The following is a 16,304-nucleotide window of genomic DNA, read 5'->3' on the forward strand; positions in this document are numbered from 1 at the left end:
TTTAAACTCTACCTATGTCTAACACATTGCCAAGCCCAGAAAACTCAAACCAAGACAATCCAAAGGATTCCAACCTATCAGCAATAGATCAAACGGATTATGAACGCCGTTTTGCAGGTGCCAATAAAATCTATGGCGAATCGAGTTTTCAGACGTTTGAAAACAGTCATGTCATGCTCATTGGTATTGGCGGTGTCGGCTCTTGGGCGGTGGAAGCATTGGCTCGCTCAGGTGTCGGCAAACTGACTTTGATTGATATGGATGTGATTGTCGCATCGAATGTCAATCGTCAACTGCCTGCGCTCAGTTCAACCTTTGGACATGCCAAGATTGACGTGATGGCACAGCGTTGCCGTGAGATTAATCCGCAGATACAGATTGAACTGGTTGATGATTTTCTCACACCTGATAACGTCGCCGATTTATTGGCAGATCGTCCTGATGTGATCTTAGACTGTATTGATGATGTCAAAGCCAAGCTGGCGTTGATGCTACATTGCCGATTTAACAAGATTCCGTTGATCGTATCAGGCGGTGCAGGTGGAAAATTGGATCCGCTGAAGATTCGTGTGGCGGATTTATCCAAAACCGAACAAGACCCGATGCTTGCCAAACTGCGTACACAGCTTAGAAGTAAAGGGATTTGTAAAAAGCCAAAAGAAAAATTTGGCATTACTTGCGTGTATTCAGTGGATAATCCTTTTTCCAATGTAGATGCCTGTGATGTTGATACAAGTGCAGGTTTGCGCTGTGGTGGGTATGGTTCTGCGGTGGTGGTGACCAGTAGCTTTGCCATGGTCGCTGTGGCTGAAGTGTTAAAAAAACTTGCCACGACTTCCAAGAAGTGATTCTGCTTGTTATAAACGATAGCAAAGCGGTATAGATCACGCATAGCCACACAAAGGGAAGATCGCATGACGCAAATACAGATTACAGCAACGGATGAAAGTATTAATCTTGAAGCACAGCATATTGAGCGCTATGCAACCATCACAGAGCTGAGTAATTGGCAAGATATACTCAATGACTATGCCTCAATCAAACAGCAACTCCAGCCGAAAAAGGTTTTGCTGATCTTAGATGACATCCCACAGGCAGAATATACCTCGATGCATGCCATCGAAGATGAAGCCTTGTATTTTGACAGTGAAGCTCATTTTGAGGATGTTGGCGATGACGATGAGGCGTGGGACATTGCCTATAAAAATATTCAGCCCTTAGCTGTTGCACATTATGTTCAGCAATTGCATGCGCAGGCGAATCAAAAACAACTCAAACAGCTTGCTGAAAAAACCAAATACTACGATGCAGACGATATCCAAGCGATTTTACGCATCAACGAGCATCCACTTCCTGTATTAGATACTCAGATCATTGTCAAAGTGGCAACACTTACAGATGATGCTGAAAAAATTGCGATATTTCCCAACGGCTATTTCAGTGCGGATTTTAATAGCTTTGAAAACTTCACATTAATTCGTCATCTGGCAACCTATGGTTTTGAGTTTATCGGGATTGGCGCAAGTTTACTGTACTGGATCAAAACAGAGCGCTTTGATCACAGCAAGGTCGAGACAATATTGCACGACCTTGCGCAAGTGTATCCGCTCGCTGTGGCAGATCAGGATAAACTCAAGACATTGATCTTGGAAAATAATTATTTGATCTTACCGTATTGTGAATCGCCTCAAGCCTATCTTGATGCGTATTCACATTAAACGCATTCAGCACGGTTTAACTTTTTTGATCTTCGATGATTTTATCGAGATTGTTAATATCGGTTTCGATTTTCCACTTTTCCAGATCGTCGACAGGATTCGGCAAGCGACCTTCAAGCCATTCACAAACCACATCAGGTGAAAACTCGGCATGATTGCACTGAATTACCCAAGCGAGAAACTCTTTCGCTTCGCCATTCATATACGGTGGCGGTGAAACAGGCAAAAACTGCGTTGGCAAGCGTTCATTGGTCGACAGATAATTTAATACATGCCCAAGCTCTTGTACCGTCTGCCAAGCCAGTGGATGCTCAACATCAATTTTAAATTTGACCCACCACGCATGCTCACCATCTGCGCCATGTGCGATGAGACCATCATCGCCAATACTCGGAATACGCTTTAAAAAATCCGTAATTTGTTCAAAATTCAACGCTACACCTCTATTTTATGTAGATCAGCTACATTGTTTAACATTTTAATGCATGAACATAACCAATATCCATATTCACTCGGAGATTCTCATTTAAATTGTGCTTATCCAAGAGGAGTGATCTAATGAACAAACAAATTAGCGCAGTACTTTTAAGTTTATCAATGCTTGCAGGGTCAACGGTTGCGTTTGCAGCACCACAAGGTCCTGAACAAAATCAGCATGAGCAACATGATGCGAAAAAGCAGAATTCAAAACAGCAGGATTCTAAAAAGCAGGGCAATGACCATAAAGCACCAGCACAGCATCAAACCCAGCAAAAATCTCAACCAAAACAAAGTGCGCATAAATCACAACCGCAACACCAAGTGAAAAAAAGTACCAAGCATAGCGATTACAAACGTGGTCAAAAGTTGCCGAAGCAATATCGTGATAACCATGTCGACTACAAAAAACACAAATTGCCTAAACCAGGTAAAAACCAACGTTGGGTCAAAGTAGATGGTGACTATGTATTGATATCTGTCGTGACTGGTGTGATTGCGAGCATCATTCTAGGTTCTTAATATCGTTTTTGAATCGTTGTAATATGTAAATTAATCTGGTTGGAACACGAACCAAAGCGATTTGAAAAAGCTGAATGTTTTCGGACATTCAGCTTTTTTGATGCAGAAATGTGCGTATTACGAATTTCCCAAAAGCGCACAGATGAGTGATCTACGTGCTTAAACCATGCCGATTTGATAAATCTTCATGATTCGCCGAGTTTGTACACAGCCTTACATTTCAATGTATCTGCTTAACCAACGTCCATATTTGCTGAGATTTGTTTCGCTATAGTGGAATTATTCCAAGAGGAGAACATCATGAATAAGCCAATGCGTGCCATTGTACTCAGTCTGACCATGCTTGCGGGTTCAACCGTTGCTTTTGCTGCACCGCCATCACATGCGCCAGCGTGGGGCTATGATAAAAATCACGGTGGAGATGATCGTGATGACCATCAAGACCGTCATAATGATCGTGGGCGCTATGATCGAGATGACCGCCGTTTTAGCAAGGGCGATCGCCTACCAAGCCAATATCGTAATAACCGATACTATGTCGATGATTGGCGTGATCATCACTTGTCTAAACCACCACGTGGACATCGTTGGGTCGAGATTGACGGTGAATATATCCTGATTTCCGTGGTAACAGGTGTGATTGCCAGCATTTTGCTCGGTCACGGTTACTAAAATAGCAAAGCATTAAATATGCTGTTTAGATGATGGGCTAAGCCAGCTCGTCATCTTCTGGTCGTGGCGTTTTGCCTAGCGGAAGCTCATGCTCACGATGTTTGGCACGAATCACCGATGGATAGTGCCACGAAGCAAAACGGACGATTAATATCGCCACAGCGAGTAATAAAATCGCCCCAGTGACAATGAGCAAATCCCAATCGGCTTTGTGATCATGTTGAATATCAGCAATGAGCAAGCGAGTCAGCGCAGTGATCGCCACATATATCAAGAAACGTACAGGCATGTGATTGGTTTTAAAGTAAATCCCAACCATTGCCCCCAATTCCAAATAGATAAAGAGCAGTAAAATATCATCAATCGTTGCAAATTTCTTGACGGTAAAAATATCAATCGTGGTGTGTACCGCAGACCAAATCACCATACAGCCAATTAGCGCCAGCATCAGATAATGAAAGGCTTCCACCAGATAGTGCCCGATGTGGTCTAAAGTGTTTTCGACTTTTTTAAACTCTCGTTTCATCGCACTCCAGCATTAAAAAATGCAGTATTCAATTCAATGATGTAAAAGCGTAAGCGAAATATATGCCAATCCTGTGAATTTGCGCTGATTTTTACTTTTCATGGATGTAAAAAAACCTGCTCGTAAGCAGGTTTTTAGGTTTATGGTACTGTCAGTGCAACTTAAGACTGATTGGTAAAGTAGTCTTCATCAAAGCCCATCACCAAATCGGTGCTCGATTGAATACGAACTAAACGTGCTTTGAGATCAGGTAAGATACGGGCAACGAAGTAGCGAGCGAGCTGTACTTTATTGGCAAAGAATTCGCCGTCTTTTTGGCTTGCTGCATTGGCAATTTTTGCAAACATATAGCTAAAGCTGAGTAGACCAACTGCATGGAGATAATCCACTGCCACACCATTTGAATAATCTGCATTTTCTTTCGATTGCTCAAGAATGTATTGTGTGATCGATTCAACTTCAGTCGCCGCATCCAGTGTTGCGTCTTTGATAAAGTTCAATTCAGAGCCGAGTTGATTCACTTCATCACGGATTTCACTGATGTATTCAGCGATGAATGCGCCACCACATTTAATGGTTTTACGACCGATCAAATCTTGTGATTGTACGCCGTTGGTGCCTTCGTAAATCTGCGCAATACGCAAGTCACGGATGCATTGTTCCATGCCCCATTCACGAATATAACCATGACCACCGAACACCATTTGTGCATCCAAAGTCGCTTGGAAAGCGGTATCGGTTAAGTAGGCTTTGGCAATAGGCGTAAGCAGTGCTACACGGTCATTGGCTTTTTTCACTGCTTCGGCATCTGTTGAGAACTTGGTGATGTCGAGCTGTTGACCGACATACACAGCGAAAGCACGAGATGCTTCGTTATTGGCACGCACATTGAGCAACATACGACGTACATCACCGTGTACCAAGATGCTGTCAGCCGCTTTATCAGGCGATTTTGCGCCAGTTGCACTACGACCTTGAATACGATCTGTGGCATATTGTGCAGCGTTTTGATAAGCAAACTCAGAAGCGCCGATGCCTTGAATACCCATCGACAGGCGTTCGTAGTTCATCATCACGAACATTGCAGCCAGACCTTCATTTTCTTTACCAACGAGGAAGCCTTTGGCGCCGTCAAAGTTCATCACACAGGTTGCAGAGGCTTTGATGCCCATCTTGTGTTCGATTGAACCTGGGCCCGCCGCATTGCGCTCGCCTTTAGAACCATCTTCATTGACCAAATATTTTGGTACGATGAACAATGAAATACCACGAGAGCCCGCAGGTGCATCAGGAGTTTTAGCCAAAACAAGGTGGATAATGTTTTCCGCCAAGTCGTTGTCGCCACCCGTAATAAAGATTTTGGTGCCTGTGATGTTATATGAACCATCAGTATTTGGCTCAGCTTTGGTTTTGATAATGCCCAAATCTGTACCTGCATGCGGTTCAGTCAAGCACATGGTACCAGCCCATTCACCTGAGTAGATTTTTGGCAAATAGGTTTCTTTTTGTTCTTGAGAAGCGTAGCTGCTGAGTGCCATACCAGCGCCTACAGAAAGTAGCGGATAGAGCATGAATGATGGGTTGGTGGCGAATAGCATCTCATCTGCAAGCACAGTCAGCATTTTTGGCATGGCTTGACCGCCCCATTCCTCATCAGCACCGAGACCGATCCAACCGCCTTCAGCGTATTGGCGGAAGGCTTCTTTGAAGCCAGCAGGGGTGAACACATCGCCATTTTCCCAGCGTGCGCCTTCTTCATCACCTGTACGGTTCAGTGGCAAGGTCACGTTTTGTGCAAACTTTGCCATTTCTTCTAAGATGGCTTCGGCTGTTGCTGAGTCAACGTGCGCTAATTTTTCATTGGCTTGCCAAAATTGGTCAGCATTAAATACATCGTTCAGGATAAAACGCATATCCGTAAGTGGCGCATTATAAACTGGCATAGTCTTTTACCTATTTTGCATTGCTATAGTTGGAACAATAAAATGTTTGAACACAAGGATTATATGCGAATCAAAATGAAAAAGGCTGACACATCAGTCAGCCTTTTTTACAGTTTTTTATTTCAAGATTTAACAAAAATCAAATCTGAAATTGCAACATCATTATTTAGATAATGAAGTCATCCGCAGCCAAAGCAGCAAGTGGTGCATTACCCGTAGCCATTACCGCAACGTGCGACTTGGTACGTGGCAAGATTTTGCTGAAGTAGAAGCGAGCAGTCGTGACTTTTGCATTGTAGAATGCAGTCTCAGTTGAACCTTCTGCCAATTTTTGCTGTGCAAGGCGAGCCATGTCCGCCCAGAAGTAAGCCAAAGTGACATAGCCTGAGAAGTACAAGTAATCAACCGCAGCCGCACCGACTTCATCAGGGTTTTGCTGTGCTTTGAGTGCGATCTGCATGGTGATCTCACCCCATTCTTTGTTGAGTGCTGCAAGTGGCTCAACGAACTCTTTCATGTCCGCATTGTCTTTGTTTGCTTCGCAGAATTTGTGAATGATCTTGGTGAAGTCTTTGAGCATCGCACCTTGTGATTGCAATACTTTACGACCCAACAAGTCAATCGCTTGAATCTCAGTGGTACCTTCGTATAGACACGCAATACGTGTATCACGAACGATCTGCTCCATGCCGTGCTCAGAGATAAAGCCGTGACCACCGAACACTTGTACACCGTGTTTGGCAGATTCAGAACCTGTTTCAGTCAAGAATGCTTTAGCGATCGGCGTCAAGAATGACAAGATGTTGTCAGAGTATTTACGCTCTTCTTCAGTTGCGCCTTGCTCAACGATATCGGCATGCAAAGACAAGAAGTAAACCAGTGCACGACCTGCTTCAGCAAATGATTTTTGCGTCAATAGCATGTTGCGTACAGCAGGGTGAACGATGATTGGATCAGCTTCTTTCTCAGGTGCTTTAGGACCAGACAACGAACGCATTGCCAAACGGTCACGTGCATAAGTCACAGCGCCTTGGAATGATCCTTCAGAAGCACAAAGACCTTGAATCGCAGTACCGATACGTGCGGTGTTCATGAAGGTGAACATGCAGTTTAGACCACGGTTTTCAGGGCCAATCAAGTAACCTTTGGCTTGATCGAAGTTGATCACGCAAGTCGCATTACCGTGGATACCCATTTTGTGTTCGATCGAACCACAACGTACTGCATTACGCTCACCGAGTGAACCGTCAGCGTTGACATTGAATTTTGGAACGATGAATAGCGAAATACCTTTGGTACCTTTCGGTGCACCAGGTAGGCGTGCTAGAACGATATGGATGATGTTCTCAGCCATGTCATGCTCGCCCGCTGAGATAAAGATTTTTTCACCAGAGATCGCATAGCTACCGTCAGCTTGAGGTTCCGCTTTAGAACGTATAATACCCAAGTCAGAACCTGCATGAGATTCTGTCAAGCACATGGTACCTGTCCATTCACCTGAAACAAGTTTAGGCAAATAAGTGTTTTTTTGCTCATCAGAACCATGATGCTCGACAGTACGTACCGCACCGTGCGATAGACCTGGATACATGCCCCAAGCCCAGTTCGATGTGCCGACCATCTCAGAAATCACATTACTGAGTGATACAGGCAATGCTTGACCGCCATATTGCTCTTCTGCAGCAAGTGACGGGAAGCCAAGCTCGATATATTTTTGATAGGCTTCTTTAAAGCCAGTCGGGGTGGTCACCACGCCATCATTCCAAGTACAACCTTCACGGTCGCCGACTTGGTTGAGTGGTGCAAGTTCATTGACACAGAAATCAGCAGCAGTTTCGAGGTATTGATCAACCAATTCACGGCTTACGGTTTCTGCATATGCAGGCAGTTTTGCGTAGTGATCGTTTGCGTTTAATAATTCATGCAAAACAAATTGCATATCACGTAAGGGTGCGGTGTATTGTGGCATGTCTGTGTTCCTCAATACTGGTTGAACCAGATTTTATTAAAAAAATTGTATTGAACAGGTGGTTTTAACTGATCAATGCGATGCGCTTGGCACAATGTCAAGCACAAAAACGATCAAATTAAAAAGTAAATCCATCGTGCTATATATGACGGGTCTGCACAAGAGTTTCAAGGCATATCCTTGTGACTCCGAAGTCAAACATTCCACGGTTTGACGATATTTTCTGCCCATTAATGTAAAGAAAATGGCATCAAATAGATAGTGAAAATATGTCTTGTAATAATTTAAACCAGTGATGTTTTATCACAACTCTTACGGATGACGCTGGCGACATTTTTTATCTATGCAACAAATTGCATAGATTGAAAAATGGGATTATATTAGAAAAACAGAATGATCGATTAAGATCATGCACAACCTGACGTGGAGAATGAAAATGAACAACACATCAAATAACATGGCATCGCCAGCAGTACAGCAGACATTGCAACGCTGGCATGAAATGGTTGCAACTCGAGACATGAGCGTGCTTGAGCAGATCCTTGCTGAGAGCGTGGTGTTTTATTCACCTGTGGCATTTAACCCATATCCTGGCAAAGCGGTGGTGAGCTTTATTTTGCAAAATGTGATTCAGGTCTTTGAAAACTTTACCTATCATCGCAGTTTTGTGAGTGATGATGGTCATAATGTCGTGCTCGAATTTTCTGCCAATATTGGTGAAGATCAGCTCAAGGGCATTGATATGATTCGCTTTGATGATCAAGGTCAGATCGTAGAGTTTGAAGTGATGATTCGACCAAAACGTGGACTGGAAGCCTTGGCTGCACAAATGGGCGAACGCATTAAAGCCTTTCAACCGCAGTAAAAAAATTGCTTTAAAAGATCAACATGGCATCGGTATTTGATTCTTGCTGAGTGTCATGTTTATCATGCGATGTTGATTTTTGTTTATCCATCAGATGTATTGGAGCTGTTTTTATGGCGAAGTCGCAGTTATTCTCCCAACTGAAAAGCCGAGTTAAAAATCAAGTTAAGCATCGTATTGATCGGCAACTTTTACCCAAAATTTCCAATCAAATCGAACAATGGGCTGGCGCAGAAACCCCAAAATTGTATTACAACCCCACGGGTACTTTTCAGCATATTACGGATGTTTTACCACAGCTCACCCAGCCTTACCGTCCAACGCCGTGGCTGTCAAATACCCATGCGCATCTTTTATATTTTGATGTAATCCGTAAAAAGAAGGTGCAACTCCAATATGATCATATTGAACAATTGCAGATGCACGATGGCGGTGTGACAGCGATTGCATGGTATGGCAAGGATCTTCCTGCGGATACGCCGACCATTGTGTTATTGCATACCATTACGGGCTCGCCAGATTCGATGCGAGAATTGGTCAAAGATTTGCATCGTTATACGGGCTGGCGTATCGCCTTGTGTATTCGCCGTGGACATGCGCAGTTGCCGATGCCTGTGGGGCAGTTCTGTCTGTTTGGTTCAGTGGATGATTTGCGTGAACAACTGGCACACATTACGGCGCTTTATCCGCAGTCGACGTTATATGGGGTCGGTAGCTCGGCTGGCACCAGTTTGTTGGTGCGTTATTTAGGTGAAGCAGGGGAGAATTCGCTATTTCGTGCCGCTTTTGCACTGTCGCCGGGTTATAACTTAGAAACGGGCTTTGATCATATGCATCCCTTTTATAGTCGCTATATGGCAAATAAAGTGCTGAATACCTTTGTCCGCCCGCACACCCCAGTATGGCAATCCAATACAGGACTGTCTCATTTGTTAGCGCAAAAAGAGCTGACCCACGTGCATCGTCATCATTATCAATTTGCAGGTTTTGCCAGCTACGACGACTATGATCAGGCGATCAATCCGATCCATGTGTTTGAAAATATCCAAGTGCCTTTGATGATCCTCAATGCTGAAGATGATCCAGTCTGTCATATTCGCAACTTTGAGCCGTACAAAGCCCAAGTTAGCGCAATGCAAAATGTGATGGTGATCACCACCAAGAAGGGCAGTCATTGTGGCTTTTATGAAGGCTTGCGCCATCCTGAAGCATGGTCAACCAAGTTGATCGCAGACTTCTTAAAACAGTCTCATCACACCGCATCGTGATGCTTAGGAAATCGTAAAAATCGCAGCAAGATACAAAAAAGCATGGAGGAGTCCATGCTTTTTTACACAAATGAAAATGATTATGAGTTACAATTTTGGTGCAGTCAGAATCGCTTCTTTAGAGCCTGGTAGACCAGGTTGTGACTCTGGAATGGTTTCCAAGCCTTCGATTTGCGAAACTACGCCAGATTCGTTAAAGTAAATGCGTAGATGCTGACCTTTGCTTTCAGGAATATCTGCTTTTTTGGCATATGTACCTGGGATAAAGTTATAGATGTAGTCCCAACGCAAAGGGTTTAAAGGATCACTGACTGTTGGTGTGCCCAGTAAGAAACGCACCTGTTGTGGTGTCATGCCCACTTTCACTTGCGATGCTTGCGCTTGAGTTAGCGGTGCGCCCTGTGGGATGTCTATCTTATAGACGCCGAGTACAGAACAGCCAGAGATGATGGTGGTCATGAAAATTGACAACAGAATTTTTTGCATTTTGCTACACTATCCCACAAATATTAAATGCGCTAAGATAAAGTTTAGATCATACTTTATCAAAGTATGTTTGCCTATGACCACTTAATTTTGTTGAGAGTTTATATTCATGCCGATTACAAATCAGGATTTGCGTAAAGCTGGGCTAAAGGTGACTTTGCCCCGAATTAAGATTTTAGAACTATTAGAAAATTCAAAACAACATCATTTAAGTGCAGAGGATATCTACAAAACTTTGCTCGAACAGGGTGAAGATGTTGGTTTGGCAACGGTTTACCGTGTGTTAACGCAGTTTGAAGCGGCGGGTATTATCCAGCGCCATCACTTCGATAATAACCACTCTGTTTTTGAAATTATGCAAGAAGATCATCACGACCATCTTGTGTGTCAAAATTGTAATAAAGTGGTTGAATTCACCAATGAAGTGATCGAGCACGAGCAACATGCGATTGCAGATAAGTTCAATTTCACCCTAACTGGTCATTCTTTGAACTTATATGGTTATTGCGATGAGCCAGAATGCCAAGACGCATTGAAAAAGAAATGATCTTTTTTTGATGTATTCATCAAAGCAAAAAAGGTGCACTGTTTCAGTTACACCTTTTTTTGTTTTCAAGCGGTCTGGCGGGCGGTCTAATCGTGCTGGATAAACAAGCCTTTCCCGCTTTCTTTGAGTAGCGAATTCGCATCACTCTCTGCCAATTTAATTTGTAGACGCAAATCGTTCGGAGAGTCCGAATGCTTCAGCGCATCTTCGTAGGTGATTTCACCTGCTTTGTACAGATCAAACAGAGCTTGGTCAAAAGTCTGCATACCCAGCTCACGAGAGCGTTTCATCAAGTCTTTGAGCTCATGGATTTCACCCTTACGGATATAATCCTGCATCAGTGGCGAGTTAATCATCACCTCAATCGCTGCACGGCGACTTTTGCCATCTTTGGTCGGCACCAGTTGTTGGGCGATGATCGATTTCAAATTCAAGGACAAATCCATGTAAAGCTGGCTGTGACGATCGGCATCAAAGAAGTGAATAATACGATCCAGCGCTTGGTTGGCGTTGTTGGCGTGCAGTGTGGCAAACACTAAGTGACCTGTTTCGGCGAAAGCCACCGCATAGTCCATGACTTCACGAGAACGAATCTCACCAATCAGAATCACATCAGGCGCCTGACGTAAGGTATTTTTCAATGCGATTTCAAAGGAATCAGTATCAATACCGACTTCACGCTGGGTAATGATACAACCTGCGTGTTGATGCACATACTCGATCGGATCTTCGATGGTAATGATATGACCACGAGAGTTTTGATTACGATAGCCAATCAGCGATGCCAATGAGGTCGATTTACCTGTACCTGTCGCACCAACGAATAAAATAATGCCACGTTTGGTCATGGCGAGTTCTTTTAAGATTGGCGGCAGTTTCAGCGACTCAGGCGTTGGGATTTTGGTCTCGATTTTACGCAGTACCATCCCTGGCATATCACGCTGTTGAAATGCGCTGACACGAAAACGTGCAGTTTTTTCACGATCGGTAATGGCAAAGTTGCACTCACGTGTGCTGGCAAACTCTTCCCGTTGTTTTTCATTCATGATGGCATGCATCAGCTGAGAAATGATCTCAGGGCTGAGCTTGCTTTTGGTCACGGGTAAGATTTGCCCTTGTACTTTCATCGAGGGTTCAACTTCGGCGGAAATAAATAAATCCGAAGCGTTTTTTTCGATCATCAGTTTGAGTAAGTCATTAAAGTCCATTTTTTCAATTCCTTACATAAATGATTCTGGAGATTTTGCCACATTACGAGCAGCCGCTGCAGTAATCTGACCTTTGGCAACCAATTGTTTCAAGGTCTGATCGAGCGTGGTCATGCCTTGCGCTGCGCCTGTTTGAATCGCAGAATACATTTGGGCAATTTTGTTTTCACGGATCAAGTTACGGATCGCTGGCGTACCGATCATGATTTCATGTGCTGCCACACGACCACCGCCATTTTTCTTGAGCAGAGTCTGTGAAATCACGGCTTGAAGTGATTCAGAAAGCATGGCACGAACCATGTCTTTTTCTTCGGCAGGGAAGACGTCGATAACACGGTCAATGGTTTTTGCTGCAGAGGTGGTGTGCAGTGTCCCAAACACCAAGTGACCTGTTTCCGCTGCGGTGAGTGCAAGGCGAATGGTTTCCAAGTCACGCATCTCACCAACCAAGATAATGTCTGGATCCTCACGCAGTGCCGAGCGCAGTGCTTCGTTAAAGCCGTGGGTATCACGATGTACTTCACGTTGGTTGATCAGACATTTTTTCGAGGTGTGTACAAATTCGATCGGGTCTTCGACCGTCAAAATGTGGTCATAACGATTGTCATTGATATAGTCCAAAATCGCTGCCAAAGTGGTAGATTTACCCGAACCCGTAGGTCCTGTGACCAAGACTAAACCACGTGGATATTCTGCAATATCTTTAAAGGTTTGACCGAGCCCAAGTTGCTCCATGGTCAATACTTTGGATGGAATGGTACGAAATACAGCGCCTGCGCCACGGTTTTGGTTAAATGCGTTAACACGAAAACGTGCCACACCAGGCACTTCAAAGGAAAAGTCGGTTTCGAGTAATTCTTCGTAATCACGACGTTGTTTATCATTCATGATGTCGTAGATGAGACGGTGCACATCTTTGTGCTCCATCGCAGGCAAGTTAATACGCTTTACCTCACCATCGACACGAATCATCGGTGGTAGACCTGCTGAAAGGTGTAAATCTGATGCCCCGTTTTTGACCGAAAATGCCAAAAGTTCTGTAATATCCATGTGTTCCCTTGATATTCAAACTACTTATTTATGTATTAGAATAATACGGTGTTCACTTCATGAAACCAAGCAATTTTGTGAAGAATGACCATAGATTTTCGCATTCATATTTTCAGTTGATTAAACTGTTATTTTCATTAAGGAAAAGCGCATGTCAGATTTTGCCACATCACTTGCACAGGTACAGGGGCAGATTGATCAGGCGTGCCAACAGGCAGGGCGGGTGCGTCAAAGTGTGAATTTGCTGGCAGTGTCGAAAATACATCCCGCCGAGTCGATTGCAGCATTTTATCAATTGGGTCAGCACGCTTTTGGGGAAAATTATCTGCAAGAAGCCTTAGAAAAAATTGAACAATTACAAGATTTAGCCATCGAATGGCATTTTATCGGGCATGTACAACGTAATAAAACCAAACATTTGGCTGAGAAATTTGCTTGGGTGCATGGCGTGGATCGCTTGATTATTGCCGAACGACTGTCAAATCAGCGTCCTGAACATGTCGGCCCATTAAATATCTGTTTACAGGTCAATATTGATGGACAAGAGTCTAAAGACGGCTGTGTACTCAATGAGGTGGCAGATTTGGTGGAAAAAATCAGCCGATTGCCAAATATCCATTTGCGAGGATTGATGGTGATTCCCAAGCCTGAGCATGTGCAAGCCTTTGCAATGACCAAGCAATTGTTTGATCAAGTCAAGCAATATCATGCACAGCCTGAGCTTTGGGATACTTTGAGTATGGGCATGTCTGCGGACATGGCTGAGGCGATTGAAGCGGGCTCAACCATGGTGCGTGTCGGGACTGCGCTGTTTGGTGCAAGAGACTATTCGTAATAATTGGTCGTAATAATTGGTCGCAATAGCAAGTATTTCGCAATCGTCTGTTTTTCTGCTTTCAGTTTACGAATCGAATTTAAGCCTCAAGTTTATGGATTTGAGGTTGAATTTTGAGTAATTCCGCTTGTCCAAAGAACGATGCAAAGGGCACATCTTTGGCATCTAAGCCTGTACCAACACGAACAAATTCTTCAATCGGTCCCATTTTGGTGGCATCGAATAAGACCCATTGCTGTCCAAGATACACTTCAAAAATTGCATGAAAATCTGGCATGGCTTGATAAAACGGCATATAGCCAAATACAAATCGTGCAGGAATATCCAAAGCACGGCAGATCGCAATCGCCAAATGCGCAAAGTCTCGGCACACGCCTGCACGACTCACCAAAATATCTTTGGCTGAGGTAGTGTGATCCGATGATCCAGACTCATAAATAATGTGTGCATAAATCCAGTCGCAGATGGTTTGTACTCGTTGATAGCCCGTCGGAATATGTCCAAAGGTACGCTGAGCCATGCGTTCGAGTAGATCCGACTCGCAAAATCGACTCGGTGCAAGATAGTAAAAAGTCTCTGACGGGAGCAAATGAATGGCATTTTCTTCAGCGTCGATCGGTCGAGTGGGAATGCTTGTTTCCACGTGTGCTTGATAATGCAGGCGAAATAGCTGTTCTGCGGGTGCGGATAAGCGTGCAAAACGGTTCACGCCTTGATCACGATCAAAATGTTTGATGGCGATGGCAGGCATCTCGGACATTGCCTTGGACATCGAGCTGATGACGATTTCTTCATGCAAAATGTTCTGCCAAGCATGTTTCGAGGCTTCAACCTGAAAAATAAATTCGGTCGGCTCATGGACTTGATATTCGAGGAGGCAATCAATTTGAAATGTTGGCATAGGCAAACGCTCGTGTTGTATTCACATCATAAATCACCAAGCAAGGGCAATGCCAAAATGCTTTGTAATAAATTAAGATGAAAAGATTCGGTGTGAAATGAGCGCAAATCGTATCCTAAAATCATGACAAATAAACGAAAGATAATGCTTAAAAAATGAGGGGCTTAGAAAGTTAAGCTATAGATCGCTAAGTTATTGCTTTGATTTGTGGCTCTAAAAACTTCGCCATCAACCATGCAAAGGCAATACAAATCGACATGCTAATGGTCAGTGAAAAAATAGAAAGCCCGATACTGTGCATATAACTCTGCGGAAACACACCCATAATAAACAGCAAAATCGGAAAATGAGTGACATATAAGGTATAAGAAAAGCGTGCCGAGCTTACCCAGAATGGAGTAAAAGTGCGTTGTTTTTGATAAAGCTGTAGCAGAAAAATCGCAAAGACAATACCGACACACGGATTGAATAGGGTGAAGAGGTTCGCTTGGTAGGTTTTGACTTGATCGATGATGAAGAATTGATAGGCATCATACATCGCAATACACAGCGCAAAAATGCCAAAAATCCATTGTATGATTTTTAAAGCATGGACATCTAAACGACGGCGCACTTGATCAAATGAAAAGGCAAATGCCAATAGCCACACGCCAAAATAGACTAAGAATTGCAAATTCAATAAGGACAAAATGATTAAAACAATCACCAAGGCAGCTCGTGCAAAGGCGTATCGCCACATCGCCATCAGTCCAGCGAGAACATAAAACCAGACTTCATAGCTCAAACTCCACAGTGGCGCATTGGCATAAAGCGTTGGCGTCAGAAATTCATTGACAAAAAATACCGAGCCAAGCAACTCTACCCATGAAAAATCATACGCTGTGCGGATCATCAGGGCGGGGATTAGCTCGAAATCATGACTTCCAGTCGCAAAGCAATAGGGCGCCAGCAGATATAGCAACAGCATCCAACACAGCGCAAAAATAAACGGGGGCAAAATACGGCGAAAGCGCTGTCTGGCGTATTTTCTGATTGAGAAGGTATGATTTTGCAGTAAGTTTTTCTGAATCGAATGTCCAATTAAAAAGCCACTGAGGATAAAGAACATCATCACCGCAGATTGACCGAGCAAACGCACAATAGAATAAAAGGTCACATCTTGCGGGGCGATAAAGGCTTGAAAGGCATGACTAAACAGCACCACGATGGCACTGAGTCCACGTAAACTTTCCAGTTGCAAGCTGAATGTTTTGTCTAAGGGCAGATCGCTTGCTGATTTAATGTTTAGCGAGTGGATGTTTTCAAGCATGTTGATTC

Annotated in this window: 17 protein-coding genes; 8 read left to right on the top strand and 9 right to left on the bottom strand. The window is 43.7% G+C overall.

Translation table 11 applies throughout. The annotated features are described in order from the left end of the window. Positions 1 to 14 precede the first annotated feature (14 nt). Together BLQ60_RS11465 and BLQ60_RS11470 are read left to right on the top strand one after the other, a co-directional pair. A complete protein-coding gene (locus tag BLQ60_RS11465; RefSeq protein WP_092620571.1) occupies positions 15 to 848 on the top strand; it encodes a tRNA threonylcarbamoyladenosine dehydratase in 834 nt (277 codons plus the stop codon). A gap of 66 nt (positions 849 to 914) precedes the next feature. Continuing rightward, the gene (locus BLQ60_RS11470) at positions 915 to 1,718 is read left to right on the top strand and encodes a hypothetical protein (RefSeq protein ID WP_092620574.1); all 804 of its coding nucleotides are present in this window, start codon (positions 915 to 917) and stop codon (positions 1,716 to 1,718) included. A gap of 16 nt (positions 1,719 to 1,734) precedes the next feature. Here the strand turns inward: BLQ60_RS11470 and BLQ60_RS11475 are convergent, their stop codons facing one another. Continuing rightward, a complete protein-coding gene (locus BLQ60_RS11475; RefSeq protein ID WP_378235232.1) occupies positions 1,735 to 2,136 on the bottom strand; it encodes a hypothetical protein in 402 nt (133 codons plus the stop codon). Positions 2,137 to 2,276: 140 nt separating this feature from the next. Here BLQ60_RS11475 and BLQ60_RS11480 point away from each other — a divergent pair, with 140 nt between their 5' ends. After that, positions 2,277 to 2,717, top strand: a complete 441-nt coding sequence (locus tag BLQ60_RS11480; protein ID WP_092620580.1) for an RcnB family protein — start codon at positions 2,277 to 2,279, stop codon at positions 2,715 to 2,717. 300 nt (positions 2,718 to 3,017) lie between these two features. Continuing rightward, positions 3,018 to 3,389, top strand: a complete 372-nt coding sequence (locus BLQ60_RS11485) for an RcnB family protein (protein ID WP_092620583.1) — start codon at positions 3,018 to 3,020, stop codon at positions 3,387 to 3,389. Positions 3,390 to 3,426: 37 nt separating this feature from the next. Here BLQ60_RS11485 and BLQ60_RS11490 read toward each other — a convergent pair whose 3' ends face one another. The 3 genes from BLQ60_RS11490 to BLQ60_RS11500 all read right to left on the bottom strand — a co-directional run bounded on the left by BLQ60_RS11490 (position 3,427) and on the right by BLQ60_RS11500 (position 7,827). Further along, positions 3,427 to 3,915, bottom strand: a complete 489-nt coding sequence (locus BLQ60_RS11490) for a phosphate-starvation-inducible protein PsiE (RefSeq protein WP_092620587.1) — start codon at positions 3,913 to 3,915, stop codon at positions 3,427 to 3,429. A gap of 161 nt (positions 3,916 to 4,076) precedes the next feature. After that, positions 4,077 to 5,858, bottom strand: a complete 1,782-nt coding sequence (locus BLQ60_RS11495) for an acyl-CoA dehydrogenase C-terminal domain-containing protein (RefSeq protein ID WP_092620590.1) — start codon at positions 5,856 to 5,858, stop codon at positions 4,077 to 4,079. A 166-nt stretch (positions 5,859 to 6,024) separates the two neighbouring features. Continuing rightward, the gene (locus BLQ60_RS11500) at positions 6,025 to 7,827 is read right to left on the bottom strand and encodes an acyl-CoA dehydrogenase C-terminal domain-containing protein (protein ID WP_092620593.1); all 1,803 of its coding nucleotides are present in this window, start codon (positions 7,825 to 7,827) and stop codon (positions 6,025 to 6,027) included. Between the two features lie 457 nt (positions 7,828 to 8,284). Between BLQ60_RS11500 and BLQ60_RS11505 the strand changes: the two genes are divergently transcribed. Further along, positions 8,285 to 8,692, top strand: a complete 408-nt coding sequence (locus BLQ60_RS11505; protein WP_092620698.1) for a nuclear transport factor 2 family protein — start codon at positions 8,285 to 8,287, stop codon at positions 8,690 to 8,692. A gap of 113 nt (positions 8,693 to 8,805) precedes the next feature. Continuing rightward, positions 8,806 to 9,960 carry a YheT family hydrolase gene (locus BLQ60_RS11510; protein ID WP_092620596.1) on the top strand — a complete coding sequence of 385 codons (1,155 nt, stop codon included), beginning with the start codon at positions 8,806 to 8,808 and terminating at the stop codon, positions 9,958 to 9,960. Between the two features lie 87 nt (positions 9,961 to 10,047). On the opposite strand, the gene BLQ60_RS11515 is transcribed toward BLQ60_RS11510, so the two are convergent. Beyond that, entirely contained in the window at positions 10,048 to 10,446 is a 399-nt protein-coding gene (locus BLQ60_RS11515; RefSeq protein ID WP_092620599.1) for an outer membrane protein assembly factor BamE, read from the bottom strand. 109 nt (positions 10,447 to 10,555) lie between these two features. On the opposite strand from BLQ60_RS11515, the gene fur reads away from it, so the two are divergent. After that, entirely contained in the window at positions 10,556 to 10,993 is a 438-nt protein-coding gene (gene fur / locus BLQ60_RS11520; protein WP_092620602.1) for a ferric iron uptake transcriptional regulator, read from the top strand. Positions 10,994 to 11,079: 86 nt separating this feature from the next. Here fur and BLQ60_RS11525 read toward each other — a convergent pair whose 3' ends face one another. After that, the gene (locus tag BLQ60_RS11525; protein ID WP_092620605.1) at positions 11,080 to 12,201 is read right to left on the bottom strand and encodes a PilT/PilU family type 4a pilus ATPase; all 1,122 of its coding nucleotides are present in this window, start codon (positions 12,199 to 12,201) and stop codon (positions 11,080 to 11,082) included. 12 nt (positions 12,202 to 12,213) lie between these two features. Continuing rightward, complete coding sequence (locus tag BLQ60_RS11530; RefSeq protein WP_092620608.1) at positions 12,214 to 13,251, bottom strand: type IV pilus twitching motility protein PilT; 1,038 nt, start codon at positions 13,249 to 13,251, stop codon at positions 12,214 to 12,216. A gap of 151 nt (positions 13,252 to 13,402) precedes the next feature. On the opposite strand from BLQ60_RS11530, the gene BLQ60_RS11535 reads away from it, so the two are divergent. Continuing rightward, the gene (locus tag BLQ60_RS11535) at positions 13,403 to 14,086 is read left to right on the top strand and encodes a YggS family pyridoxal phosphate-dependent enzyme (RefSeq protein ID WP_092620611.1); all 684 of its coding nucleotides are present in this window, start codon (positions 13,403 to 13,405) and stop codon (positions 14,084 to 14,086) included. A 79-nt stretch (positions 14,087 to 14,165) separates the two neighbouring features. On the opposite strand, the gene BLQ60_RS11540 is transcribed toward BLQ60_RS11535, so the two are convergent. Both BLQ60_RS11540 and BLQ60_RS11545 read right to left on the bottom strand, forming a co-directional pair. Next, positions 14,166 to 14,987 carry a transglutaminase-like domain-containing protein gene (locus BLQ60_RS11540; protein WP_092620614.1) on the bottom strand — a complete coding sequence of 274 codons (822 nt, stop codon included), beginning with the start codon at positions 14,985 to 14,987 and terminating at the stop codon, positions 14,166 to 14,168. Positions 14,988 to 15,174: 187 nt separating this feature from the next. Then, a complete protein-coding gene (locus tag BLQ60_RS11545; protein ID WP_092620617.1) occupies positions 15,175 to 16,296 on the bottom strand; it encodes an acyltransferase family protein in 1,122 nt (373 codons plus the stop codon). Positions 16,297 to 16,304: the final 8 nt, after the last annotated feature.

Origin of the sequence: Acinetobacter marinus (assembly GCF_900096915.1) — a bacterium.
GTDB classification, from domain to species: Bacteria; Pseudomonadota; Gammaproteobacteria; order Pseudomonadales; family Moraxellaceae; genus Acinetobacter; species Acinetobacter marinus.